The 24,701-nt window shown below is 71.4% G+C and carries 24 protein-coding genes and 1 tRNA gene; 11 read left to right on the top strand and 14 right to left on the bottom strand.

The window, feature by feature from the left end; all coding sequences use genetic code 11:
• Positions 1-168: 168 nt before the first annotated feature.
• A complete protein-coding gene (locus ACWCV3_RS17295) occupies positions 169-507 on the bottom strand; it encodes a hypothetical protein (RefSeq protein ID WP_451224156.1) in 339 nt (112 codons plus the stop codon).
• A 21-nt stretch (positions 508-528) separates the two neighbouring features.
• On the bottom strand, positions 529-2,241 hold the full coding sequence (locus tag ACWCV3_RS17290) for a sodium:solute symporter family protein (protein ID WP_451224153.1): 1,713 nt from the start codon (positions 2,239-2,241) through the stop codon (positions 529-531).
• Between the two features lie 167 nt (positions 2,242-2,408).
• Between ACWCV3_RS17290 and galT the strand changes: the two genes are divergently transcribed.
• From galT to galK, 3 genes are read left to right on the top strand one after another with little or no spacing between them, the layout of a single operon-like run.
• Complete coding sequence (gene galT, locus ACWCV3_RS17285; RefSeq protein ID WP_451224150.1) at positions 2,409-3,494, top strand: galactose-1-phosphate uridylyltransferase; 1,086 nt, start codon at positions 2,409-2,411, stop codon at positions 3,492-3,494.
• A complete protein-coding gene (galE, locus tag ACWCV3_RS17280; protein WP_451224147.1) occupies positions 3,491-4,453 on the top strand; it encodes a UDP-glucose 4-epimerase GalE in 963 nt (320 codons plus the stop codon). Before galT ends, galE begins: the two co-directional genes overlap by 4 nt.
• Positions 4,453-5,607, top strand: a complete 1,155-nt coding sequence (galK, locus tag ACWCV3_RS17275) for a galactokinase (RefSeq protein ID WP_451224144.1) — start codon at positions 4,453-4,455, stop codon at positions 5,605-5,607. Before galE ends, galK begins: the two co-directional genes overlap by 1 nt.
• Before the next feature lie 11 nt (positions 5,608-5,618).
• On the opposite strand, the gene ACWCV3_RS17270 is transcribed toward galK, so the two are convergent.
• Positions 5,619-6,074: a GNAT family N-acetyltransferase gene (locus ACWCV3_RS17270; RefSeq protein ID WP_451224141.1), complete on the bottom strand. Its 456-nt coding sequence runs from the start codon at positions 6,072-6,074 to the stop codon at positions 5,619-5,621.
• Between the two features lie 229 nt (positions 6,075-6,303).
• Between ACWCV3_RS17270 and ACWCV3_RS17265 the strand changes: the two genes are divergently transcribed.
• On the top strand, positions 6,304-7,071 hold the full coding sequence (locus ACWCV3_RS17265) for a LuxR C-terminal-related transcriptional regulator (RefSeq protein ID WP_451224138.1): 768 nt from the start codon (positions 6,304-6,306) through the stop codon (positions 7,069-7,071).
• Here ACWCV3_RS17265 and tamR read toward each other — a convergent pair.
• Complete coding sequence (gene tamR, locus ACWCV3_RS17260) at positions 7,030-7,527, bottom strand: MarR family transcriptional regulator TamR (RefSeq protein ID WP_451224135.1); 498 nt, start codon at positions 7,525-7,527, stop codon at positions 7,030-7,032. The two genes, ACWCV3_RS17265 and tamR, sit on opposite strands and share 42 nt — an antisense overlap.
• Before the next feature lie 89 nt (positions 7,528-7,616).
• On the opposite strand from tamR, the gene ACWCV3_RS17255 reads away from it, so the two are divergent.
• Positions 7,617-8,408 carry a trans-aconitate 2-methyltransferase gene (locus ACWCV3_RS17255; RefSeq protein WP_451224132.1) on the top strand — a complete coding sequence of 264 codons (792 nt, stop codon included), beginning with the start codon at positions 7,617-7,619 and terminating at the stop codon, positions 8,406-8,408.
• A 153-nt stretch (positions 8,409-8,561) separates the two neighbouring features.
• Here ACWCV3_RS17255 and ACWCV3_RS17250 read toward each other — a convergent pair whose 3' ends face one another.
• Both ACWCV3_RS17250 and ACWCV3_RS17245 read right to left on the bottom strand, forming a co-directional pair.
• Positions 8,562-9,239, bottom strand: a complete 678-nt coding sequence (locus ACWCV3_RS17250) for a TetR family transcriptional regulator (RefSeq protein ID WP_451224130.1) — start codon at positions 9,237-9,239, stop codon at positions 8,562-8,564.
• Positions 9,236-10,234: an acyl-CoA desaturase gene (locus ACWCV3_RS17245; protein ID WP_451224127.1), complete on the bottom strand. Its 999-nt coding sequence runs from the start codon at positions 10,232-10,234 to the stop codon at positions 9,236-9,238. The genes ACWCV3_RS17250 and ACWCV3_RS17245 overlap by 4 nt, the downstream gene beginning before the upstream one ends.
• Positions 10,235-10,534: 300 nt before the next feature.
• Here ACWCV3_RS17245 and ppc point away from each other — a divergent pair, with 300 nt between their 5' ends.
• Positions 10,535-13,279: a phosphoenolpyruvate carboxylase gene (gene ppc / locus ACWCV3_RS17240; RefSeq protein WP_451224124.1), complete on the top strand. Its 2,745-nt coding sequence runs from the start codon at positions 10,535-10,537 to the stop codon at positions 13,277-13,279.
• A 72-nt stretch (positions 13,280-13,351) separates the two neighbouring features.
• Here ppc and ACWCV3_RS17235 read toward each other — a convergent pair whose 3' ends face one another.
• The 7 genes from ACWCV3_RS17235 to ACWCV3_RS17205 all read right to left on the bottom strand — a co-directional run bounded on the left by ACWCV3_RS17235 (position 13,352) and on the right by ACWCV3_RS17205 (position 19,096).
• Positions 13,352-13,840: a hypothetical protein gene (locus ACWCV3_RS17235; RefSeq protein ID WP_451224121.1), complete on the bottom strand. Its 489-nt coding sequence runs from the start codon at positions 13,838-13,840 to the stop codon at positions 13,352-13,354.
• Positions 13,841-13,906: 66 nt separating this feature from the next.
• Positions 13,907-14,503 carry an aminoacyl-tRNA hydrolase gene (gene pth, locus ACWCV3_RS17230; RefSeq protein WP_451224118.1) on the bottom strand — a complete coding sequence of 199 codons (597 nt, stop codon included), beginning with the start codon at positions 14,501-14,503 and terminating at the stop codon, positions 13,907-13,909.
• A gap of 83 nt (positions 14,504-14,586) precedes the next feature.
• Complete coding sequence (locus ACWCV3_RS17225) at positions 14,587-15,192, bottom strand: 50S ribosomal protein L25/general stress protein Ctc (protein ID WP_451224115.1); 606 nt, start codon at positions 15,190-15,192, stop codon at positions 14,587-14,589.
• A gap of 240 nt (positions 15,193-15,432) precedes the next feature.
• On the bottom strand, positions 15,433-16,413 hold the full coding sequence (locus tag ACWCV3_RS17220; protein WP_389006642.1) for a ribose-phosphate diphosphokinase: 981 nt from the start codon (positions 16,411-16,413) through the stop codon (positions 15,433-15,435).
• 149 nt (positions 16,414-16,562) lie between these two features.
• Positions 16,563-18,011 carry a bifunctional UDP-N-acetylglucosamine diphosphorylase/glucosamine-1-phosphate N-acetyltransferase GlmU gene (glmU, locus tag ACWCV3_RS17215; RefSeq protein WP_451224112.1) on the bottom strand — a complete coding sequence of 483 codons (1,449 nt, stop codon included), beginning with the start codon at positions 18,009-18,011 and terminating at the stop codon, positions 16,563-16,565.
• A gap of 126 nt (positions 18,012-18,137) precedes the next feature.
• Positions 18,138-18,208, bottom strand: a tRNA-Gln gene (locus tag ACWCV3_RS17210).
• A 6-nt stretch (positions 18,209-18,214) separates the two neighbouring features.
• Entirely contained in the window at positions 18,215-19,096 is an 882-nt protein-coding gene (locus tag ACWCV3_RS17205; RefSeq protein WP_451224109.1) for a hypothetical protein, read from the bottom strand.
• Between the two features lie 144 nt (positions 19,097-19,240).
• On the opposite strand from ACWCV3_RS17205, the gene ACWCV3_RS17200 reads away from it, so the two are divergent.
• The 5 genes from ACWCV3_RS17200 to ACWCV3_RS17180 all read left to right on the top strand — a co-directional run bounded on the left by ACWCV3_RS17200 (position 19,241) and on the right by ACWCV3_RS17180 (position 24,164).
• Entirely contained in the window at positions 19,241-20,569 is a 1,329-nt protein-coding gene (locus ACWCV3_RS17200) for a sensor histidine kinase (protein WP_451224106.1), read from the top strand.
• Positions 20,570-20,992: 423 nt separating this feature from the next.
• Positions 20,993-21,523, top strand: a complete 531-nt coding sequence (locus tag ACWCV3_RS17195; protein WP_451224104.1) for an EF-hand domain-containing protein — start codon at positions 20,993-20,995, stop codon at positions 21,521-21,523.
• A gap of 30 nt (positions 21,524-21,553) precedes the next feature.
• Positions 21,554-22,636: an isocitrate/isopropylmalate family dehydrogenase gene (locus ACWCV3_RS17190; protein ID WP_451224101.1), complete on the top strand. Its 1,083-nt coding sequence runs from the start codon at positions 21,554-21,556 to the stop codon at positions 22,634-22,636.
• Entirely contained in the window at positions 22,633-23,298 is a 666-nt protein-coding gene (locus tag ACWCV3_RS17185) for a cysteine hydrolase family protein (RefSeq protein WP_451224098.1), read from the top strand. Before ACWCV3_RS17190 ends, ACWCV3_RS17185 begins: the two co-directional genes overlap by 4 nt.
• Positions 23,283-24,164 (top strand): SAM-dependent methyltransferase, encoded by an 882-nt coding sequence (locus tag ACWCV3_RS17180; protein WP_451224095.1) that lies wholly within the window; start codon positions 23,283-23,285, stop codon positions 24,162-24,164. The genes ACWCV3_RS17185 and ACWCV3_RS17180 overlap by 16 nt, the downstream gene beginning before the upstream one ends.
• Here ACWCV3_RS17180 and ACWCV3_RS17175 read toward each other — a convergent pair.
• Complete coding sequence (locus ACWCV3_RS17175) at positions 24,151-24,684, bottom strand: SUKH-3 domain-containing protein (RefSeq protein WP_451224092.1); 534 nt, start codon at positions 24,682-24,684, stop codon at positions 24,151-24,153. The genes ACWCV3_RS17180 and ACWCV3_RS17175 overlap by 14 nt on opposite strands.
• Positions 24,685-24,701: the final 17 nt, after the last annotated feature.

Raw genomic sequence — 24,701 nt, 5'->3', positions numbered from 1 at the left:
ACTGGATTTCTGAGGTGTGCTATTCCGATGTGGCTCGCGGCGTCCGGCACGGCACCTCGCCGCGTTGTCGCATCGCCCGAGTACATCCCGTACGCGGGCGATGCTCCGCCTTGCGATGCACCGCACCGGACGCCGCGAGCTTTCCGGCAGCCCTTTCCGGTCACAGCACTAGTGCACGGGCTCCTCGTCGCCCGCGTCCCCGGCGGGCAGCGGCGGCGGGGTGGGCCGCAGCTTCAGCCAGGCCAGGAAGAACACCCCGAGGATCAGCATGCCGATGCCGGTCCACAGGTTGATGTTGACGCCCTCGGCCTTGTCGATCGCGGCCTGGGAGTCGGTGATGCCGGTGATGGTGACGATGACGCCGTACACCACGAACAGGCCGCCGATGATGCGCCGCAGGTCGAAGATGCGGGCCGCGGTGGCGGACTTGCCCTCCAGCTCGGTGACCTCGCGCTGGACGTCACGCTCGGTCGCGCCGTGCCCGGGGCGGGGGGATTCGTCGGTCATGGTTTCCTCATCCTCCCGCGATCAGAACGAGAACGGGATGTAGCAGGCGGCGGCCAGGACGACCGCGCCCCAGCCGAGCAGGGCGGGCTTGCGGTACCAGGCGTCGTCGCCCTCGGCGGGCGCCTCGGCCATGCCCGGCGACGTGGTGCCGTAGACCAGGCCCTGGAGTTCGTCGGCCGGCTTGGGCTTGGTGAACAGCGACACCGCGACCATGACGACCGCGCCCGCGACGAAGCCCGCGATGGCGGAGACGAAGTTGGCGCCCTGGTCGGAGGGGATCGAGATGACGCCCTCCTTGTAGAACACGAAGTAGTTGACCATCGCGGTGGCGGTTCCGGCGAGCAGGCCCCAGAAACCGGACTTGGCCGAGGCGCGCTTCCAGAACATGCCGACGATGAAGACCACGAACATCGGGACGTTGAAGAAGGAGAACAGCGTCTGGAGGTAGCTCATGATGTTGGAGAACGACGACGCCAGGAACGCCGTGCCGACCGACGCGGCGACACCGATCACGGTGATCCAGCGGCCGAAGCGGACGTAGTAGGCGTCCTCCTGGTCCGGCTTCACGTAGCGGGCCCAGATGTCGGTGGTGAACACCGTGTTGAAGGACGACACGTTGGCCGCCATGCCCGCCATGAAGGCGGCGAGCAGACCGGTGACCGCGATGCCGAGCACACCGTTGGGCAGCAGCTCCTGCATCAGGTACGGGATCGCGTCGTTGTACTGGAGCCCGGAGCCGGGCTGCCCGATCTTCGGGACCAGGGCGGCGGCGACCAGGCCCGGGATCATCACCAGGAAGACGATGAAGATCTTCGGGTAGGCGGCGATCAGCGGGGTGCGCTTGGAGGCGGAGAGGTTCTTCGCGGACAGCGCGCGCTGCACCTCGGCGAAGTTGGTCGTCCAGTAGCCGAAGGACAGCACGAAGCCGAGACCGAGCACGATGGTCAGCCAGTTGGCGCCCAGCGGGTTGGCGCTGCCGATGCCGGTGCCGCCCCAGGCGGTGGTGAAGTTGTGGCCGTGGGCCGCGTCGAGCTTGTGGGTCAGGCCGTCCCAGCCGCCGGCCTTCTTCAGGCCGAGGACGGTGATCGGGATGAGGGCGGCCAGGATCACGAAGAACTGGAGCACCTCGTTGTAGATCGCCGAGGAGAGACCGCCCAGCGTGATGTAGCCGAGCACGAAGGCGCCCGCCACCACGATGGCCACCCACTGCGGCCAGCCGAGCAGTGCCTCCACCACGATCGCCAGCGCGTACAGGTTCACGCCCGCGATCAGGATGGCGGCGAAGGCGAACAGGATCGAACTGAGCAGGTGGGCGGCCTTGTCGAAGCGCAGCAGCAGGAACTCGGGGACCGAGCGGACCTTGCTGCCGTAGTAGAAGGGCATCATCACCAGGCCGAGGAAGACCATGGCCGGGATGGCGCCGATCCAGTACCAGTGCACGGTGTACGCGCCGTACTGGGCGCTGTTGGCCGCCATGCCCAGGATCTCGGTGGCCGCCAGGTTCGCCGAGATGAAGGCGAGGCCGGTGATCCAGGCGGGCAGCGAGCGTCCGGAGAGGAAGAAGTCCAGGCTGGTCTTCACGGAGCGGCGGGCCGCGAAGCCGATGCCGAGGACCACGACGAAGTAGATGGCCAGGATCGTGTAGTCGAGCCAGTTGGTGGGGAGCCGTAGCTCCGCCGCCAGATAGCTGGGGCCCGCCGCCAGGGGCGCGGGTCCGGTCGGGGGGGTCTGCATGAGAACTCGCTTCGTTGCGCGAACTGATCCAGAGCGGAACCTACGCCGAGACCTTCAGTATTTGAACAGTTCTGTTGGTGTTCTTTGTTCGATTGTGATCGTGCGATCCGTTGTCGAGTTGTGGTTTGTTATGTTTGATTGTGTTGAGTGAGAGCGAGGAGTCCGGCGTGAAGAAGACCTCGACCCGGCTGGCCGACGGGCGCGAGCTGGTCTACTACGACCTGCGGGACGGCACCGTCCGCGACGCGGTGGACCGGCGGCCGCTGGAGCCCACGGTCACCGCCTCCGAGATCCGCCGGGACCCGCTGCTCGGCGACTCGGTGGCCGTCGCCTCCCACCGCCAGGGCCGCACCTACCACCCCCCGGCCGACGAGTGCCCGCTCTGCCCCAGCCGGGACGGGCGGCTCAGCGAGATCCCGGACTCCACCTACGACGTGGTCGTCTTCGAGAACCGCTTCCCCTCCCTGGCCGGCGACTCCGGCCGCTGCGAGGTCGTCTGCTTCACCTCCGACCACGACGCGTCCTTCGCCTCCCTCACCGACGAGCAGGCCCGGCTGGTGCTGGAGGCGTGGACCGACCGCACCGCCGAGCTGTCGCATCTGCCCTCCGTCAAGCAGGTCTTCTGTTTCGAGAACCGGGGCGCCGAGATCGGGGTGACGCTGGGTCACCCCCACGGCCAGATCTACGCCTACCCGTTCATCACCCCGCGCACCGCGCTGATGCTCCGCTCGCTCGCCGGCCACCGTGCCGGGACCGGCGGGGAGAACCTCTTCGACGCCGTGCTGGAACGTGAACTCGCCGGTGACCGGGTCGTCCTGGAGAGTGAACACTGGGCGGCCTTCGTCCCGTTCGCCGCGCACTGGCCCTACGAGGTCCACCTCTACCCCAAGCGCCGGGTGCCCGACCTGCTCGCGCTGGACGAGGCCGCGCGCACAGAGTTTCCCCAGGTCTACCTGGAACTCTTGCGGCGCTTCGACCGGATCTTCGGGCGGCCGGAGGGTGAGGAGAACCCGGAGGCCGTGGCGCCGACGCCGTACATCGCGGCCTGGCACCAGGCGCCGTTCGGCGACCTCCCCGGCTTCGACGGGGTGACGCGGGACGACTTCGCGCTGCACCTGGAGCTTTTCACCATCCGCCGCACTTCCGGCAAGCTGAAGTTCCTCGCGGGTTCCGAGTCCGGCATGAACGTCTTCATCAACGACGTGCCGCCGGAGCGCGCGGCCGAGCGACTGCGAGAGGTAGCGAGTTCATGAAGTACCTGGTGACGGGTGGGGCGGGCTATGTGGGCAGCGTCGTCGCCCAGCATCTGCTGGAGGCGGGGCACGAGGTCACCGTCCTCGACAATCTCTCCACCGGCTTCCGCGCGGGCGTGCCCGCCGGTGCCGCCTTCGTCGAGGGCGACATCCGCGACGCGGCCAAGTGGCTCGACCCGTCCTACGACGCGGTGCTGCACTTCGCCGCCTTCTCCCAGGTCGGCGAGTCGGTGGCGAAGCCGGAGAAGTACTGGGAGAACAACGTCGGCGGCACCATGGCCCTGCTCGCCGCCATGCGCGAGGCGGGGGTGAGCCGGCTGGTCTTCTCCTCCACCGCCGCCACCTACGGCGAGCCGGAGCAGGTCCCGATCCCGGAGTCCGCCCCGACCCGGCCCACCAACCCCTACGGCGCCTCCAAGCTGGCCGTCGACCACATGATCACCAGCGAGGCGCACGCCCACGGTCTGGCCGCCGTCTCCCTGCGCTACTTCAACGTGGCCGGCGCCTACGGCCCCTACGGCGAGCGCCACGACCCCGAGTCCCACCTCATCCCGCTCGTCCTCCAGGTCGCCCAGGGCCGCCGCGAGGCCATCTCCGTCTACGGCGACGACTACCCGACCCCCGACGGCACCTGTGTCCGCGACTACATCCACGTCGCCGACCTCGCCGACGCCCACCTGCTCGCCCTCGGCGCCGCGCGTTCCGGCGAGCACCTGATCTGCAACCTCGGCAACGGCAACGGCTTCTCCGTCCGCGAGGTCGTGGAGACCGCCCGCGAGGTCACCGGCCATCCCATCCCCGAGGTCACCGCCCCGCGCCGGGCCGGCGACCCCGCGGTCCTGGTGGCGTCGGCCGACACCGCACGCGCCACACTGGGGTGGAACCCGTCCCGCGCGGACCTCGCCGGGATCATCGCGGACGCCTGGGAGTTCGCACGCGACACGCAGAGGGAGCACTAGTGGGGGCACAGCAGGTCCGGGAACGCTTCACCGAGCTGTACGGAGCGGCACCGGAAGGGGTGTGGGCGGCGCCGGGCCGGGTCAACCTGATCGGCGAACACACCGACTACAACGACGGCTTCGTCATGCCCTTCGCACTGCCGCACCGGGTCGTCGCGGCAGTCTCCCGCCGCACCGACGGCCTGCTGCGGCTGCATTCGGACGACATCGGGGACGAGGTCGTCGAACTCGCCCTGGACGGCCTCGCGCCGGGCACCGACGGCGAGTGGACCGCGTACCCGGCGGGCGTGGTGTGGGCGCTGCGCGAGGCCGGGCACCCGGTCACCGGCGCCGACGTCCACCTCGCCTCCACCGTGCCGACCGGCGCCGGCCTGTCGTCCTCGGCCGCGCTGGAAGTCGTCATCGCCCTCGCGCTGGACGACCTGTTCGGCCTGGACCTGCCGCGCTGGAAGCTGGCCCGGCTGTGCCAGCGCGCGGAGAACGTCTACGTCGGCGCGCCCACCGGCATCATGGACCAGACCGCGTCGGCCTGCTGCCAGGAGGGCCACGCGCTCTTCCTGGACACCCGCGACCTCTCCCAGCGGCAGATCCCCTTCGACCTGGCCGCCGAGGGCCTGCGTCTGCTGGTGGTCGACACCCAGGTCAAGCACGCCCACAGCGGCGGCGAGTACGGCAAGCGCCGGGCCGGCTGCGAGAAGGGCGCCGCCCTCCTCGGCGTCGACGCGCTGCGCGACGTGGCGTACGACGGGCTGGACGCGGCGCTGGAGCGGCTCGGCGACGAGGCCGAGGTGCGCCGGCTGGTGCGGCACATCGTCACCGAGAACCGGCGTGTGGAGCGGGTGGTGGAGCTGCTGAACTCGGGCGACGTCCGGGCCATCGGGCCGGTCCTCACCGAGGGCCACGCCTCGCTGCGCGACGACTTCCGCATCTCCTGCCCGGAGCTGGACCTCGCGGTCGACACCGCGCTGGCCGCCGGCGCGCTGGGCGCCCGGATGACCGGCGGCGGCTTCGGGGGCTCCGCGATCGCGCTGGCCGAGGCGTCCGCGGTGGACACCCTGACCAAGGCGGTCGAGGAGGCGTTCGCGGCGGCCGGGTTCACCGCCCCGCGCGTCTTCGAGGCGGTGCCCTCGCCGGGCGCCCGCCGCCTCGGCTGAGCCCGTCGGACTCAGCCGAGCCGCTTGGTCAGCGTGAACTCCGTGATCCCCGGCGGATAGTCGGGGATCACGGACACCACCTCGTAGCCCCGGTCCTCGTAGAACGCCGGGGCCTGGAAGTCCCAGGTCTCCACCCGGGCCCGTGCGCAGTCCCGGCCGGTGTGCGCGACGTGCTCGGCCTCCTCCAGCAGCCGGGAGCCGAAGCCCGCGCCCCGGTACTGGGCGTCCACCCACAGCAGGGCGACGTGCAGCCAGCCCGCCCAGGTGTGCCCGACCAGCCCCCCGGCGAGTTCGCCCGCCTCGTCCAGCACCCACACGTGCAGCGGGGTGTGCCGGTCGCCCGGAGAGCCGCGCAGCGCGGCCAGCACCGGGGAGGCCGCCGTGTTGGTGTCCCGCAGCCGCGTGCGCAGCAGATCCCGTCGGTCCTTGTCCACTTCCGTCTCGATCCGAAACATGCGGCACACCATAGACGCGACGGTCGGTCAGTTCCGTCAATCGGCTCCCCCCGGCCAGGAGCCGCCCTTACGCTGAGGGCCCTCCAGAGCGATGCCCGTGGCGGCGGGCGGCCGATCAGGGGGCGTGACGGGCGGGTACGTGCACCGCGCCGGGGGTAGCTGTCTCCGCGACGGCGGCCGCCGCGCCGTTGCCGGGCCGTGGGTACCCCTGCTCCACGTGGAGCCTGGGGAAGGGGGTTTCGTGGTTCGCATCCGAGTGCTCGTCGTGGACGACCACCGCATCTTCGCCGAGTCACTGGCCGCCGCGCTGGCCGCCGAGCCCGACGTGGACGTGTCCGCCGCGGGCAGTGGCCCGGCCGCGCTGCGCTGCCTGGAGCGCGCCGCCGGCGAGGGCCGCCGTTTCGACGTGCTGCTGGTCGACGCCGACCTCGGCCGGGCCCTGCCGGCCGGGCGGGCGGCGGTGCCGGTGCAGGCGGGCGACACGGACGGCCTGGTGGACGGGATCTCGCTGGTCGCCGGGGTGCGCTCGGCGCAGGCCGGGGTGCGGACGGTGGTCCTCGCCGAGAAGGACGACGCGCACCGGGCCGCGCTGGCACTCCAGGCGGGCGCCTCCGGCTGGGTCGCCAAGGACTGCTCGCTGTCCCGGCTGCTCACCGTGATCCGGGGCGTGCTGCGGGACGAGACGCATCTGCCGGCCGCGCTGCTCACCGGCGTTCTCAAGGAGCTGACGGCGGCGCGCAAGCACCGCAGCGAGAGCGAGCGGCTGGTGCAGTCGCTGACCCCGCGCGAGCGGGAGGTGCTGCGCTGCATGGTCGCCGGTCTCGGCCGCAAGGCGGTCGCGGAACGGCTGTTCCTCTCCCCGCACACCGTGCGCACCCATATGCAGAACGTGCTGGGCAAGCTGGGCGTGCACTCCACGCTGGCCGCCGTGGCGCTGGCCCGGCGGGCCGGGGTGGGACCGGTCGACCTAACCGGGGACGTTGTCGAACGGGGCGGTCAACTGGCGTAGCAGCCCGGCGAGTTCGCCGCGCTGGGCGCGGGACAGCTCGCCGAGGATGGCCCGCTCCTGGGCCAGCAGGCCCGCCAGCGCCTGGTCCGCGCGGTCCCTGCCCGTGTCGGTCAGCCGTACCAGTACCCCGCGCCGGTCGCTGGGGTCGGGCAGTCGCTCCACCAGGCCCTTCTTGGCGAGCCGGTCGATGCGGTTGGTCATCGTGCCCGAGGTGACCAGCGTCTGGGTGAGCAGCTGGCCGGGGGAGAGCTGGTACGGGGTGCCGGCGCGGCGCAGCGCGGTCAGCACGTCGAACTCCCAGGGCTCCAGCTGGTGCTCGGAGAAGGCGAGCCGCCGGGCGCGGTCCAGGTGCCGGGCCAGCCTGCTCACCCGGCTCAGCACTTCCAGTGGTTCCACGTCGAGGTCAGGGCGCTCCCGGCGCCACGCTGCGACCAGCCGATCGACCTCGTCCTCCATGGAGATCAGTGTAGTGGTTGTGTCGACGTGAAGTCTCTTGATGCTGAGTATCTTGACATCAAGAGAAATTCTCCGGGAAGGTGGCTGCCATGACGACGCCCTCCTGGGACCCCGCCCAGTACCTCCGTCACTCCGGCCACCGGCTGCGCCCGTTCGTGGACCTGCTGGCCCGCGTCCCCCGCCTGCCGTCCGGGCGGCCCCGGATCGCCGACCTCGGCTGCGGCCCCGGCAACGCCACCGCGCTGCTCGCCGAGCGGTGGCCCGGCGCGCGGATCACCGGGTACGACAACTCGCCCGAGATGCTGGAGCGCGCCCGCGCCGCGCAGCCCGCGCTGGACTTCGCCTCCGCCGACGCCCGCACCTGGACGCCCGAAGGCCCGCTCGACCTGCTGCTCTCCAACGCCACCCTCCAGTGGGTGCCGGGCCACCTGGACCGGTTCCCGGACTGGATCGTCGCGCTGAGGCCGGGCGGGGTCCTCGCCTTCCAGGTGCCGGACAACACCGGCGCCCCGCTGCACACCCTGATGCGCGAACTGGCCGCCGCGCCCCGCTGGGCCCCGCGCCTGGCCGGTGTCCTGCGCGCCCCCGACTCCGTCCACACCCCCGGCGCCTACCTGGACCGGCTGGCCCGCCTGGGCTGCGCCGCCGACGTCTGGCAGACCACCTACCAGCACGTCCTCCCCGGCGAGGACCCGGTGCTGGACTGGGTCAAGGGCACCGGCCTCCGCCCGGCCCTGACCGCCCTGGCCGGCGACCCGGAGGCGAGGGACGCCTTCACCGAGGAGTACCGCGACCGGCTCCGCGAGGCGTACCCCGCGACCCCCTACGGCACGGTCCTGCCCTTCCGGCGCCTGTTCGCGGTGGCGGTGAAGGGGGGCTGAGCCGTGCCGCGCGCCGTCGGCACGCGTCCACGGGCCCGCGCCGCCCGGCCGGCTCGCGGGGACCGGACCGGGACACGGCGCCGGGTCTTCCGTCCGGATCGTGCCGGGCGCGTAGGGGCCGGTGCCTGATCCGGCCGGATCCGAACGAAGACCCTAGTTCTTGCGGTGCCCTATCAGCCGGGGCTTCTGCTCGATGCCGTCCAGGCCGTGCCAGGCGAGGTTGACCAGGTGGGCGGCGACCTCGGCCTTCTTGGGGCGGCGGACGTCCAGCCACCACTGCCCGGTGAGGGCGACCATGCCGACCAGGGCCTGGGCGTAGAGCGGGGCGAGCTTGGGGTCGAAGCCGCGGCTCTTGAACTCGCGGCCCAGAATGTCCTCCACCTGGGTGGCGATGTCGGAGATCAGCGAGGCGAAGGAACCCGTGGACTGCGGGATGGGGGAGTCGCGGACGAGGATGCGGAAGCCGTCCGTGTGCTCCTCGATGTAGTCCAGCAGCGCGAACGCGGCCTGCTCGCACAGCTCACGGGGGTGGCCGGCGGTCAGCGAGCCGGTGACCATGTCCAGCAGGCACCGCATCTCCCGGTCCACCACGACCGCGTACAGCCCCTCCTTGCCGCCGAAGTGCTCGTACACCACCGGTTTGGACACCCCGGCCCTGGCCGCGATCTCCTCCACCGACGTGCCCTCGAAGCCCTTCGCCGCGAAGAGGGTCCGGCCGATCTCCAGCAACTGCTGGCGGCGCTCCGCACCGGTCATCCGGGTCCGGCGGGTCCGCCGCGTCTTGTCGTTGCTCGAGGTGCTGCTGGAGTCGGTCGCCACGCCGTCAATCATGCCGCCTTCGCGGCGGCCTTCCCGCGCCGGGAGGAACCGTCGTCGTCGGTGCGGCGGGAATCGATGCGCGAACGGGACGGCCAGCGCACGTCATAGGCCCAGCCGAGCTTCTCGAACCAGCGGATGAGGCGGGCCGAGGAATCGATCTGCCCGCGCTCCACCCCGTGCCGGGCGGAGGTCGGGTCGGCGTGGTGCAGGTTGTGCCACGACTCGCCGCAGGACAGCACGGCCAGCCACCACACGTTGCCCGAGCGGTCGCGGGACTTGAACGGGCGCTTGCCCACCGCGTGGCAGATCGAGTTGATCGACCACGTCACGTGGTGCAGCAGGGCCACCCGTACGAGTGAACCCCAGAAGAACCCGGTGAAGGCGCCCCACCAGGACATCGTCGCCAGCCCGCCGATCAGCGGGGGCAGCAGCAGCGAGACGGCCGTCCACAGCGCGAACTGCCGGGAGATCGCCCGCATGGCCGGGTCCCTGACCAGGTCCGGCGCGTACTTCTCCTGCGGGGTCTGCTCCTCGTCGAACATCCAGGCGATGTGGGCCCACCACAGGCCCTTCATCAGCGCGGGGAGCGTCTCCCCGAACCGCCACGGCGAATGGGGGTCGCCCTCGGCGTCGGAGAACCTGTGGTGCCTGCGGTGGTCGGCGACCCAGCGCACCAGCGGCCCCTCCACCGCCATCGACCCCATGATCGCCAGCGCGATCCTGAGCGGCCGCTTCGCCTTGAAGGAGCCGTGGGTGAAGTAGCGGTGGAAGCCGATCGTGATGCCGTGGCACCCCAGGAAGTAGAAGAACACCAGCAGGCCCAGGTCGAGCCAGCTCACGCCCCAGCCCCACACCAGCGGCACGGCCGCCAGCAGGGCCAGGAACGGCACGACGATGAACACCAGGAGCGCGATCTGTTCGATCGAGCGCTTCTGGTCACCGCCCAGCGTGGCGGTGGCGCCATCCGTGCGGACTTCGTCGATCACATCGGAACTACTCGAGGTCATGCGCGTCCCCTGTGGGGTCGAGGGCGGGGGTCGAGGGAGTGCCGGACAGGTACGGAACGGACGGCACGTCCCTACGGTTCCGTAACCTACGGCGTCGTAAGTATGGCAGCGGTCAGGTCGGCGGCAAGAGCCCGAGATCCTGCGCGTCCGCCGGGACACCTATCCTTGGAGGTGGTCGGACAGCGCGGTCCGCTCTGTTTACTTCCCGGACGTTCCGGCCGGTATGCGGCTTTTGCCGCGTGATGGATGGGTGTCCGGGTTCCCGCCGGATGAGCTTCAACACCGCAAGGAGCCGCACCTGTGAGCAGTGTCGACGACCAGACCACCACCAACGGCCAGGCGCTGCGCGCCGACATCCGGCGTCTGGGTGATCTCCTGGGCGAGACCCTCGTCCGCCAGGAGGGCCCCGAGCTGCTGGAACTGGTCGAGAAGGTCCGCCGCCTCACCCGCGAGGACGGCGAGGCGGCGGCCGAGCTGCTGCGCGGCACGGAGCTGGAGACCGCCGCCAAGCTGGTACGCGCCTTCTCCACCTACTTCCACCTCGCCAACGTCACCGAGCAGGTGCACCGCGGCCGCGAGCTGCGCGCCCGCCGCGCCACCGAGGGCGGCCTGCTCTCCCGCACCGCCGACCGGCTCAAGGACGCCGACCCCGAGCACCTGCGGGACACCGTCCGCAACCTCAACGTGCGTCCGGTCTTCACCGCCCACCCCACCGAGGCCGCCCGCCGCTCCGTGCTCAACAAGCTGCGCCGGATCGCGGAACTCCTGGACACCCCCGTCATCGACTCCGACCGCCGCCGCCACGACGTACGGCTCGCCGAGAACATCGACCTCGTCTGGCAGACCGACGAACTGCGCGTGGTCCGCCCCGAGCCCACCGACGAGGCCCGCAACGCCATCTACTACCTGGACGAGCTGCACGCCGACGCCGTCGGGGACGTCCTGGAGGACCTCACCGCCGAGCTGGAGCGGGTCGGCGTCACCCTGCCGCCCGACACCCGCCCGCTGACCTTCGGCACCTGGATCGGCGGCGACCGCGACGGCAACCCCAACGTCACCCCCCAGGTCACCTGGGACGTCCTGATCCTCCAGCACGAGCACGGCATCAACGACGCGCTGGAGACGATCGACCAGCTCCGCGGGCTGCTCTCCAACTCCATCCGCTACGCCGGCGCCACCCGGGAGCTCCTGGACTCCCTGGAGGCCGACCTGGAGCGCCTGCCGGAGATCAGCCCCCGCTACAAGCGGCTCAACGCCGAGGAGCCCTACCGGCTCAAGGCCACCGCGATCCGGCAGAAGCTGGAGAACACCAAGCAGCGCCTGGCCCGCAACACCCCCCACGAGGACGGCCGGGACTACCTCGGCACCGCCGAACTCCTCGCCGACCTGCGGATCATCCAGACCTCCCTGCGCGAGCACCGCGGCGCCCTCTTCGCCGACGGCCGCATCGACCGCGTCATCCGCACCCTGGCCGCCTTCGGCCTCCAGCTCGCCACCATGGACGTCCGCGAGCACGCCGACGCCCACCACCACGCCCTCGGCCAGCTCTTCGACCGGCTCGGCGAGGAGTCCTGGCGCTACGCCGACATGCCCCGCGAGTACCGCGCCAAGCTGCTCGCCAAGGAGCTGCGCTCGCGCCGCCCGCTCGCCCCGACCCCGGCCCCGGTCGACGCGGCCGCCGCCAAGACCCTCGGCGTCTTCCAGACCGTCAAGCGCGCGCTGGAGGTCTTCGGACCCGAGGTCGTCGAGTCGTACATCATCTCGATGTGCCAGGGCGCCGACGACGTGTTCGCCGCGACCGTGCTCGCCCGTGAGGCCGGACTGCTCGACCTGCACGCCGGCTGGGCCAGGATCGGCATCGTGCCGCTGCTGGAGACCACCGACGAGCTGAAGGCCGCCGACACCATCCTGGAGGACATGCTCTCCGACCCGTCCTACCGGCGCCTGGTCGCGCTGCGCGGGGACGTCCAGGAGGTCATGCTCGGCTACTCCGACTCCTCCAAGTTCGGCGGCATCACCACCAGCCAGTGGGAGATCCACCGCGCCCAGCGCCGGCTGCGCGACGTCGCCCACCGCTACGGGGTGCGGCTGCGCCTCTTCCACGGCCGCGGCGGCACCGTCGGCCGCGGCGGCGGCCCCTCGCACGACGCGATCCTCGCCCAGCCCTGGGGCACCCTGGAGGGCGAGATCAAGGTGACCGAGCAGGGCGAGGTCATCTCCGACAAGTACCTCATCCCCTCCCTCGCACGGGAGAACCTGGAGCTGACGGTCGCCGCCACCCTCCAGGCGTCCGCCCTGCACACCGCGCCCCGCCAGTCCGACGAGGCACTCGCCCGCTGGGACGCGGCCATGGACGTCGTCTCCGACGCCGCCCACGCCGCCTACCGCCGGCTCGTCGAGGACCCCGACCTCCCGACGTACTTCCTCGCCTCCACCCCGGTCGACCAGCTCGCCGAGCTGCACCTGGGCTCGCGCCCCTCGCGCCGCCCCGGCTCGGGCGTCTCGCTCGACGGCCTGCGCGCCATCCCGTGGGTGTTCGGCTGGACCCAGTCCCGGCAGATCGTGCCCGGCTGGTTCGGCGTCGGCTCCGGCCTCAAGGCCCTGCGCGAGGCCGGTCTGCGCCAGGAAGGGGACACCGTGCTCGGCGAGATGCACGGACAGTGGCACTTCTTCCGGAACTTCATCTCCAACGTCGAGATGACCCTCGCCAAGACCGACCTGCGCATCGCCCAGCACTACGTCGACACCCTCGTCCCCGACGAGCTGAAGCACGTCTTCGAGACCATCAAGGCCGAGCACGAGCTGACCGTCGCCGAGGTGCTGCGCATCACCGGTGAGGACGAACTCCTCGCCGCCCAGCCCGAGTTGCGGCAGACCCTGAGCATTCGCGACGCCTACCTGGACCCGATCTCCTACCTCCAGGTCGCCCTGCTCAAGCGCCAGCGCGACGCGGCCGCCGCCGGCGAGGAGCCCGACCCGACCCTGGGCCGCGCCCTCCTGCTCACCGTCAACGGCGTCGCGGCGGGCCTGCGCAACACCGGCTGACACCCCGCCCGCACGCCGGTGCCCCCGGAACTCCACGGTTCCGGGGGCACCGCCGTGTCGGGAACCCCATCCTCAGGACAGGACGAAGGCCGCCGTCAGCAGGGCCGCGCCCGCCAGCCCCAGCACCCAGGCCGGCCGGGACATCCGCATGCCGCCCACGACCACCACCGAGGCCAGCAGCAGCGCCCCGCCGAGCGGCAGCCAGGCCAGCAGGACACCGGGGACACCCGCGCGCACGGCGACGTCCGTACCGGGTTCGAGGACGACGTCGTAACGGTGCCCCTCGCGCACCACCACCGACCGCTCGATCCGCACCGAGGGCCGCGGGGTGGCGCCGGGCGACAGCGGCTCGAACCTGCCCTCGCAGCGCCGGGACAGACAGTCCGTCACCGCCAGCGTGCCGCGCTCGCGCCCCTTGGGCAGCATCGCGTGCTGCGCGGTCCCCCAGGACCCCCACGCCCCGGCGAACACGATCAACGCGGCGAACAGTCCCGCGACCACGACCCGGCCCGTCCGGACGACGGACCCCGAACGCGCGGAACTGGCGGAGGCAGCAGGCATGGCCGGGATCATTGGCCATACCCCTACGGCAGGTCAACTCCGGGGTCTCGCCGACCTCCCCCGAGGCTACGAGTTGTACGCCGACTGAGCCCGCTCCAGCCCCTCCGCGACCAGGCACTCCACCGCGTCCGCCGCACGGTCCACGAAGTAGGCCAGCTCCTTGTGCTCGGCGGAGGCGAAGTCCTTCAGAACGAAGTCCGCCACCTGCATCCGGCCCGGCGGACGGCCGATGCCGAAGCGCACCCGGTGGTAGTCCGGGCCCATCGCCTTCGTCATCGACTTCAGGCCGTTGTGCCCGTTGTCGCCGCCGCCCAGCTTCAGCCGCAGCGCGCCGTAGTCGATGTCCAGCTCGTCGTGCACCGCCACCACCTGCGAGAGCGGCACCTTGTAGAAGTCCCGCAGCGCGTTCACCGGACCGCCCGACAGGTTCATGTACGACATCGGCTTGGCCAGGACCACCCGCCGGTTCGCCGGACCCACCGGACCGATCCGGCCCTCCAGCACCTGCGCCTGCGCCTTGCCCGCACGCTTGAACTTCCCACCGATCCGCTCCGCGAGCAGATCCACCGCCATGAAACCGACGTTGTGCCGGTTCATCGCGTACTCCGGCCCCGGATTACCGAGCCCGACCACCAGCCAGGGGGCGTTTGCGGGGGTACTCAACGAGCCACTCTCCTCGATATGCGCCAGCCGCCGCCCCCGGACAACGGGGACGACGGCTGACGGATGATTCAAGCCGGTGAGGCTCAGGCCTCGGCGGACTCTTCGCCCTCGGCGTCCTCGGCGGCCTCGTCCTCAGCCGGCTCCTCGACCTGAGCGGCCAGGACCTGCAGGACGGCGGCGTCCTCCTCGACGGCCAGCGAGACACCCTTGGGGAGCTCGATGTCCTTCGCCTGGATGGAGGCACCGGCCTCCAGGCCCTCGACGGACACCGTCAGGGACTCGGGGATGTGGGTGGCCTCGGCCTCGACCGGCAGCGCGTTCAGCACGTGCTCGAGCAGGTTGCCGCCCGGGGCCAGCTCGCCCTCGGCGACGACCGGGACCTCGACGGTGACCTTCTCGCCACGCTTGACCAGCAGCAGGTCGACGTGCTCCAGGAAGCCCTTCAGCGGGTCGCGCTGCACGGACTTCGGGATCGCCAGCTCGTTGGTCTTGCCGTCGATGTCCAGGGCGATCAGGACGTTCGGCGTACGCAGCGCCAGCAGCAGCTCGTGGCCCGGCAGGGTCAGGTGCAGCGGCTCGGAACCGTGACCGTAGAGGACACCGGGAACCTTGTTGTCACGGCGGATGCGACGGGCGGCACCCTTGCCGAACTCGGTGCGGGACTCGGCGGCGAGCTTGACCTCGGACATGCGGATCACTCCTCGTACAGGTGGAGACGGTGGGGGTCCCCCGCTCGAGCGGAGTCGAGAGTGGGGAGGTCACCCGGCCACGAACGGCCTGCTACGAAGAGCGCGTCGATAACGGACAACCGGCACCCGTGAAAACACGAGCGCGGCCTCCCTCGCCGAGCAACTGTCGCAGTCTACTCGGCAAGGGGGCCGCGCCCAAAAAGGATCTTCCGCTGCCCCTTCAGAGGGACCGCAGAAACCTCACTGCTCGTCGAAGAGGCTCGTCACCGAACCGTCCTCGAACACCTCACGCACCGCGCTGGCGATCGTCCCGGCGATCGACAGCACCGTGATCTTGTCCAGGTCCGCCGCCAGCTCACCCGGCGTCGGCAGCGTGTCGGTGAACACGAACTCGCTCACCCGCGAGTTCTTCAGCCGGTCCGCCGCCGGACCCGACAGCACACCATGCGTCGCCGTCACGATGACGTCCTCGGCGCCGTGCGCGAACAGCGCGTCCGCGGCCGCGCAGATCGTGCCACCCGTGTCGATCATGTCGTCGACCAGGACACACACCCGGCCCTCGACCTCACCGACGACCTCGTGCACCGTGACCTGGTTCGCCACGTCCTTGTCCCGGCGCTTGTGCACGATCGCCAGCGGCGCGCCCAGCCGGTCGCACCAGCGGTCGGCCACCCGCACCCGGCCCGCGTCCGGCGAGACCACGGTCAGCTTCGACCGGTCCACCTTCGCGCCCACGTAGTCCGCCAGCAGCGGCAACGCGAACAGGTGGTCCACCGGACCGTCGAAGAAGCCCTGGATCTGGTCCGTGTGCAGATCCACGGTCAGGATGCGGTCCGCACCCGCCGTCTTCATCAGGTCCGCGATCAGGCGCGCCGAGATCGGCTCACGGCCACGGTGCTTCTTGTCCTGCCGGGCGTACCCGTAGAACGGCACGATCACCGTGATCGAGCGCGCCGACGCCCGCTTCAGCGCGTCGATCATGATCAACTGCTCCATGATCCACTTGTTGATCGGCGCCGTGTGGCTCTGGATCAGGAAACAGTCCGCGCCGCGCGCCGACTCCTGATAACGCACATAGATCTCACCGTTGGCGAAGTCGAACGCCTTCGTCGGGACGACCCCCACACCGAGCTTGTGAGCGACCTCCTCGGCAAGTTCGGGGTGGGCGCGGCCGGAGAAGAACATCATCTTCTTCTCGCCGGTCGTCTTGATCCCGGTCACAGCACTGTCTCCTCAGAGGTTCTCAGCCAGCCGCCGGCCAAGCGACCTCTCGACGGGGCACGAGAGGGCCGAATCGGCTGGTAGGGGTGCGGTTGTGCACTTATCACGGTACGCCGTGTTTGACGCAGCCGTTTCCGACGAGCCTTCCCTCAGCCCTCGTCCACGCCCGGCCGGGACGCCGTCTCCGCCGCCTTCGCGGCCGCGCTCCCGGGACGCTTACGAGCCACCCAGCCCTCGATATTCCGCTGCTGACCACGGGCCACGGCCAGCGCACCGGGCGGCACATCCTTCGTGATCACGGACCCCGCGCCGGTGTAAGCGCCGTCCCCGACCGTGACAGGAGCCACAAACATGTTGTCCGAACCGGTCTTGCAGTGCGACCCCACCGTCGTGTGGTGCTTGCTCTCACCGTCGTAGTTCACGAACACGCTCGCCGCGCCGATGTTGGTGAAGTCACCGATCGTCGCGTCCCCCACGTACGACAGATGAGGAACCTTCGTCCCCTCACCGATCGAGGCGTTCTTCGTCTCCACGTACGTGCCGACCTTCGACCGCACACCCAGCCGCGTACCGGGCCGCAGATACGCGTACGGGCCCACCGTCGCGTCCTCGCCGACCACCGCGCCGTCCGCCACCGTGTTGTCCACGCGCGCGCCCGCGCCCACCACCGTGTCGTTCAGGCGGCTGTTCGGGCCGACCTCCGCGCCCTCCCCGATCCGCGTCGCACCGGTGAGCTGCGTGCCCGGGTGCACCACCGCGTCCCGGCCGAAGCCGACCGTCACGTCCACCCACGTCGTCGCCGGGTCCACCACCGTCACGCCGTCCAGCATCGCCGCCGTCAGCAGACGGTCGTTCAGCGTCCGGCGGGCCTCGGAGAGCTGCACCCGGTTGTTGATCCCGGCGATCTCCCGGTGGTCACCCGCCACCGACGCGCCCACCCGGTGCCCGGCCGCCCGCAGGATGCCCAGCACGTCCGTCAGGTACTCCTCGCCCTGGCTGTTGTCGGTGCGCACCTGCTTCAGCGCGTCCGCCAGCAGCCGGCCGTCGAAGGCGAACACGCCGCTGTTGATCTCGACGATCGCCCGCTGCTCGTCGGTCGCGTCCTTGTGCTCCACGATCGCGGTCACCGCGCCGCTCGCGGCGTCCCGCACGATCCGGCCGTAACCGGTCGCGTCCGGGACCTCGGCGGTCAGCACGGTCACGGCGTTGCCGTCCGCCTGGTGGGTGCCGGTGAGGGCCGCCAGCGTGTCCGAGGTCAGCAGGGGGGTGTCGCCGCAGACCACCACGACGGTGCCGTCCACCGGGCCGCCCAGCTCCTCCAGCGCCATCCGCACCGCGTGCCCGGTGCCGTTCTGCTGCTCCTGCACGGCCGTACGGACCTCGGGGTCGATCCCGGCGAGGTGCGCGGCGACCTGCTCACGGGCGTGGCCGACGACGACCACCAGCTCGGCGGGGTCCAGCTCACGGGAGGCGGCCAGTACGTGGCCGACCAGGGAGCGGCCGCAGATCTGGTGCAGGACCTTCGGTGTGGCCGACTTCATACGGGTGCCCTCACCCGCTGCGAGAACGACGACGGCTGCCGGGCGAATGGCGCTCACGGAGTTGCCTTTCGGCTCTGGGGAGAGGTGGTGACTGGCGGCAGAATACCGGGGGGTCTTTCGGCGGACATGAGAGCGGGTCCCGCCGGGGGTGCGTACCGGTCGGGACCCGAACTGAGCAAGTTGCTCCCAGGGGAGGACTCGAACCCCCATGATCAGAACCAAAATCTGACGTCTTGCCCTTAGACGACCTGGGATTGCCTTTATGTCCGATTCGGAAGATCGGTCGTGGTGGCAGCCCCTACTATGCCGCACCACCAGCCCTCGATGCGACGGTACAGCTCCGCGCTTCGGCGCACGCTGACGACCAGGCATCCCCGGTACCCCTCGCCGGTGTTCTTCCGGACCGTCTTCGGGTTGTGCCGCTTCAGGGTCGTCTTCGTGAACGCGCCGCCGTCCGCCCCGACGAGGTCGGCCCAGTATGTCTCGGCGGCCGCCACATCGGCCGACTCGTGGATCATCACGCGGAAACCGAGATCCTCGCGCGGCACCTGGAGCAGGTCGAGCCAGGCCAAGAAGACGCGGATCACCCCGGGGTCGCTGTTGATGAAGACGACACGCTCGCGGCGAGCGTGAGGCTTGTCCTTGCTTCCCTCTGCCCAGTAGAGAGCGATCCCCGCGATGAACAGCTCGCGGCCGGAGAGCGCGCCGATCTCCGCCCGCGCGTCCGCCTTGCTCCGTCGGCGGCTCTCGTCGCGTACGGCCAGTTCGTGCTCCCACCGTTTACGGGACGCCAGCTTCGCCTGCTCCGAGGGGTCCCGACGCTCCGGTTTGGGCAGATCCCGCACCCAGAGCGAGATCGAACTCTTCGAACATCCCAGCTTCAGCTGGATCTGGTCGTAGGTGTGGCCCTGGCGGCGAAGTTCCCTCGCTTCCTCCCGGAGGTCGTCCTTGGCGTTCGGGCGTCTGGTCCACTCCGGGGCCGGTTCGCCGCGGACGAGGCGGTTGAGGAGGTCGTTGTTGTAGATCTTCAGGTGGTCGCGGATCCGGCGGAGGCTCATGCCCTGGCGGCGGAGGGCGACGGCCCGGGCGCGGAGGTCCTCGAGGTCGGCGCACTTGGAGGTTTTGCCTGGTGAATGTGCCATTTGCATATCGTCCGGGCGGAATGCGGGACTCCGGGGGCTCGTGCGGCGGAGTTCAGTAGTTCGAGTGACGGAGGGTGCCGTGGTCCGGGCGGGTAGAGGAAAGTCACCGGAAACGCCGCCGGGGGCGCCCGTAGGCTGGAGGGCATGACCACGACGGGGGAAGACCACACCAGGGCGCCGACCGGCCCGTGGTGGTGGGAGAGGCGGCGCGGTGCGGCGCTGGACGTCGGCCTGGCGCTGGCGTCGGCGATGGAGTGCGGCGCGGAGGGAGTGCCGTTCGCGCGGGACGCGGGCGTGCCGGTGTGGCTCGGTGTCGTGTTCGGGCTGCTGGCGGGTTCGGTGCTGTTGGTGCGCCGGAAGTGGCCGGTGGCCGTGGTGCTGGTGGCGGTCGCGGTGACGCCTGCCGAGATGGGCCTGCTGCTGGGCATCGTCGGCCTGTACACGCTGGCGGCGTGCGAGCTGCCGCGCCGGGTGATCGTGGCGCTGGCGGGCATGTCGCTGGTGGGCACGATGATCGTGACGTTCGTGCGGGTGCGCCAGGACATGGCGCGCGGTGATCTGACGCTGGGTGACTGGTTCGTGCCGTTCGCCGCGGTGACCACTTCGCTGGGCCTGACGGCGCCTCCGCTGCTGCTGGGGCTGTACGTGGGTGCCCGGCGCCGGCTGATGGAGAGCCTGCGGGAGCGGGCGGACAGCCTGGAGCGGGAGCTGCAGTTGCTCGCGGAGCGGGCGGAGGAGCGTGCGGAGTGGGCGCGTGGCGAGGAGCGCACGCGGATCGCGCGGGAGATGCACGACGTGGTGGCGCACCGGGTGAGTCTGATGGTGGTGCACGCGGCGGCGTTGCAGGCGGTGGCGCGCAAGGATCCGGAGAAGGCGGTGCGGAACGCGGCGCTGGTGGGGGACATGGGCCGGCAGGCGCTGACCGAGCTGCGGGAGATGCTCGGGGTGCTGCGGTCGGGGGATTCCGGGGCGGCGGTGCGGCGGGTGGAGCCGGTTTCGGTGCCGGTGCCGTTGGCGGCGGTGGGTGCGGCCGCGGCGGAGGCCGCGTCGAAGGCGGAGGCCGAGGTGGTCGTGGTGGAGGGTCCGTGCCTGTCGGAGCTGGAGGAGTTGGTGGGGCAGTCGGCGGCGGCCGGGATGGTGGTGGCGCTGTCGGTGGAGGGCGAGCTGCGTGCGTATCCGGCGGAGGTGGAGCAGACGGCGTACCGGGTGGTGCAGGAGGCGTTGACGAACGTGCACAAGCACGCGGCGGGTGCGAGGACGTATGTGCGGCTGGCTCATCGGTCGGCGGAGATCGCGATGCAGGTGGAGAACGATTCGCCGCCGGAGCCGGGGTCTGCGTCGGCGGGGCTGCCGTCGGGGGGCAATGGTCTGCTGGGGATGCGGGAGCGAGTCGTGGCGCTGGGGGGCGTGTTCGTGTCGGGGCCGACGGATGCCGGGGGTTTCCGGGTGTCGGCGGTGATTCCGGCCGTCTAAGGGCTGTCCCGCAATCCCCGGCGGGCGCGCGACGACGGCTTCGGCGCCTCGCCGTGTTGTCGGATCGTCCGCATACGCCCAGTATGCGGACGACCCTCCGCCTTGCGATGCACCGCATCCGACGCCGCGCGTTGATCCACCAGGGATTACGGGACAGCCCTTAGGGCCTCTGGATCGGATCGTGTCGGGTTCGCGGGGTCCGGTGCCGCTCTCTGAGCCGGCCTGATCCGGGCGAAGGGCCGGGGGCTGGTGTGTCCCGGTGGCCGCTTCTGTCGTGTTCGCGGTCCATTCGTCGGTTCGTGCTGAATCCACCCATTGGGTGAATGTGTCCGCCGTGCGGCATGCGGGGGGCTTTCCGGACGCAGTGTGTCGGTGCGTGCCGAGGGGTTCGGGGCGCGAGTCGACGAAAGGGTCCGAAGAGTCATGCGTGCTGAGGCCATCGACCGGGTGACGCTGGTGTTCTCGCTGTTCGACGCGAACGGCAACGGTCAGCTGGACCCGGAGGACTTCGAGCTGATGGCGTCGCGGGTGACGGCGGCGGCGAAGGGTTCGGGGGAGGGTGCGCGGGCGCGGATGGCGGCGGCGTTCCAGCGGTACTGGGAGACGCTGGAAGGGGAGCTGGACGCGGACGGGGACGGGCGGATCACGCTGGAGGAGTACCGGGCGTGTGTGCTGGCGCCGGAGCGGTTCGCGGAGACGGTGCGGGAGTTCGCGGAGGCGCTCGCGACGTTGGGTGACCCGGACGGGGACGGGGCGGTCGAGCGGCCGTTGTTCACGGCGTTGATGCGGGCGATCGGTTTCGCGGGCCCGAACATCGACGCGCTGTTCGACGCGTTCGGTCCGGACGGGGAGGACCGGATCGCGGTGTCGACGTGGGTGGCGGGGATCGAGGACTTCTACGCGCCGGACAAGGCGGGGATTCCGGGGGACCACCTGGTGGGTGCGGTGGTCTGAGGGAGGGGGCGGGGAGAGGGGCGGTCCGGGGTGACGGTGGTGGGGCTCGCCGTGGGGCGGGGTACGGGCGCGGAGGTGGCCGGGGTCTTCGAGCGGGTGCTGGGGCATCTGGCGGGGGCGTCCGGGGTGCCGGTGCGGGTGGAGCGATCGGAGCGGGTGTACCACTCGTACGTGTCGCTGCGGGGTGAGGCGCCGGAGCGGGTCGCGGCGCTGACCGAGGAGGACGCGGCGCATTACGAGGGGTTCTGCCGGGGGCTGGCGGGCCGGGGGGTGTCGGCGGTGTTCCGTACGGCGGTCAACGCGCAGTCGTTGTATCTGGTGCGGCAGCGCCTTCGTGCGGTGAAGGTGGACGGGCTGGGGGGTCCGCCGGGCGGGGTGGCGCCGGAGCTGTTGCTGGTGCGGGATCAGGCGCAGGGGTTCTACACGGGGGAGAACCGGCACGAGCCGGGGCGTGTGGTGCGGACGATGGAGTTCGGTGAGGGGGTCACGAACGAGGTGATCGACTGCGCGCTGGCGCGGGCGCGGCTGGTGTGGCCCGGGGGTGGGGCGGCGCGGGTGGTGATGGCGTACAAGTTCCATCTGCTGGACGGGGCGCTGGACGACTGGGTGCGGCGGGCGGCCGAGCGGCACGGGGTGGAGATCCGGTTGTGCCAGCCGGACACGGTGAACCGGGATCTGATCGCGCACGGGTTGCCGTCGCGGACGGTGGTGGTGGCGGGGAACGAGTGGGCGGACATCATGCACGTGGTGCTGCTGGACCGGTTCGGGGGTGAGCGTCAGGAGAGCCGGTTCACGGAGAACGTGCATCTGCTGCCGGAGGTGGCGGGGCTGGTGGAGTTCCAGACGGTGCACGGCTCGGCGGACGATCTTGAGGGCCGTGGTCTGGTGAATCCGGTGGCGGCGATCCGGGCGGCGGCGGCCGTGGCGGAGCGGCACGTGGGGTGTGCGGGGGCGGTGGCCGCGGTGGAGGGGGCGCTGGCGGGGCTGGCGGTGCGGGGGGTGGGCACGGCGGACGTGGGGGGTTCGGCGTCGACGGGTGAGGTGGTGGCGGGGGTGCTGGCGGGGCTGGGGGTGCCGGGTCCGGGTGTGGACGTGCTGGTGGCCGGGGCGTGAGCGGGGTGGTGCTGGTGGTGGTCGATCTGCAGAACGACTTCTGCGATGCGTCGGCCGCCGCCCGTCACGGCGGCGATCCTCGGGTGCTGGCGGATGCGGCGGGGGCCGCGGCCGGGGTGGTGGACCAGGCGCGGGCGGCCGGGGTGGAGGTGGTCTTCGTCCGGTTCCTGGGGGATGTCGGGCATCAGGGGCCGAGCTGGCGGCGGCGGGACGTGGCGCTGGGCAAGCGGGCGAAGTGTGTGTCGGGCAGTGGGGGCGCCGAGTTCCACGGGGTGGTGCCGGCCGCGGGGGAGCGGGTGTTCACCAAGTACGCGTGTTTCGACGCGTTCCTGGCGGAGGGGTTCGAGGGGTATTTGAGGGAGCGGGGGGTGGTGCGGCTGGTGTTCGCGGGGGTGTTCACCGATGTGTGTGTGGATTCGACGGCGCGGACGGCGTTCCAGAAGGGGTTCGAGGTGTCGGTGCTGACCGACTGCACGACGCCGTTGCATCTGCCGGAGCCGGTGGTTCTCTCCTTCATGCGGCGCGTGTACGGGGCCCGGCTGACGACGCGTGCGGACCCGGAGTTGTGGGCCGCGTATCCCTCGACCGAGGAGGAATCATCACGACCGTCGGTTCGGCCGGCCGTTCCGGTGCCGGTGACTTCGGGGTGGACGCGGGGGTAGGGGTGACCGCGCTGCTGGTGGCGGCGGCGCGGGCGATCGAGGCGCGCCGTCCGGACGCGCTGGCGCGTGATCCGTACGCGGAGTGTTTCGTGCGGGCGGCGCCGGTGTCGGCGCGGTGGCCGGTGTCCTTGGAGGAGGTGCCGCGGGGGGACGCCGATCCGGTGTGGGGGCGTTTGGCGCGGTACTTCGGTTTGCGGACGCGGGTGCTGGACGATGCGCTGCGGTCGGCGGGGCGGGCCGGGACCCGGCAGTTCGTGCTGCTGGGGGCGGGTCTGGACACGCGGGCGTTCCGTCTGGCCTGGCCGCCGGGCAGCACGGTGTGGGAGGTGGACCGTGCCGGTGTGCTCGGCTTCAAGGACCGGGTGCTGGCGGAGGCGGGTGCGGTGCCGTCGGCCGGCCGGGTCCCGGTGCCGGTGGATCTGCGGGGCGACTGGGCGGGGGCGCTGCTGGGTGCCGGTCTGCGGCCGGGGCTGCCGACGGCGTGGCTGGCGGAGGGGCTGCTGCTGTATCTCCCCGCGGCCGTGGAACGCCGCCTCGTGGCGGTCGTGGACGGGTTGAGCGCGCCCGGCAGCATGCTCGGTTACGAGGTGAAGCTGCTGCGGGAGGCCCGTGCGGTGCGGGAGAGCCCGGTGTACGCGGAGGCGCGGGAGCGGCTCGGGGTGGATCTGCCGGCGTTGTTCGACGGTGATCCGCGTCCGGATTCGGCGGCGGATCTGGCGGGCCGGGGGTGGCGGACCGAGGTGGGGACGCCGTACGACCATGTCCGCCGGTACGGGCGGGGGCCGCGGCCGGAGCCGGTCGACGCGCTGGCGGCCAACCGGTGGGTGTTCGCGGTGAAGGGTGCGGCGGGGGTCAGCCGGTGGTGAGGCGGACGGGCTGGGTGCCGGCGACGAGTGCGGTCAGCGCGTGGTCGATGTCGGGGCCGAGGTACCAGTCGCCGGTGTGGTCGAGGGTGTAGACGCGGCCCTGGGTGTCGATGGCGAGGAGGGCGGCGGTGTCGGTCTCCTCGCCCAGCGGGCTGAGCTCGGTGCCGAGGGCGCGGCCGAGGTCGCCGAGGGTGCGGGCGAGGTGCAGGCCCTGGAGCGGGTCGAGGTGGAGGTTGGCGGGGGCGATCTGGCGGCCGGTGCCGGTGGGGGTGACGCGGAGTGCGCCGAACTCGGCCCAGGCTTCGACGGCGGCGGGGAAGACGGCGTGCCGGTGGCCCGCGGGGGAGAGGTGTTCGCGCAGGGTGTCCGCCCAGATCTCGGCCTGCTTCATGTCCCAGCGGCCGGGGTGCCAGCCCGCGGTGCGCAGCGCGTTGTCTACGGCGCCGGGGAAGCGGGGTGTGGTGCCGCCGGGCCCGTGGGGTGCGGTGAGCCTGGGGGATGAGGTGCGGTCTGGGTGCATCTGCCCTGTCGATATCG

The sequence above is a fragment of the Streptomyces sp. NPDC001781 genome, assembly GCF_053596035.1.
The sequence above is the reverse complement of the archived record's forward strand: the minus strand, read 5'-3'. Positions and strand labels throughout refer to the sequence as shown.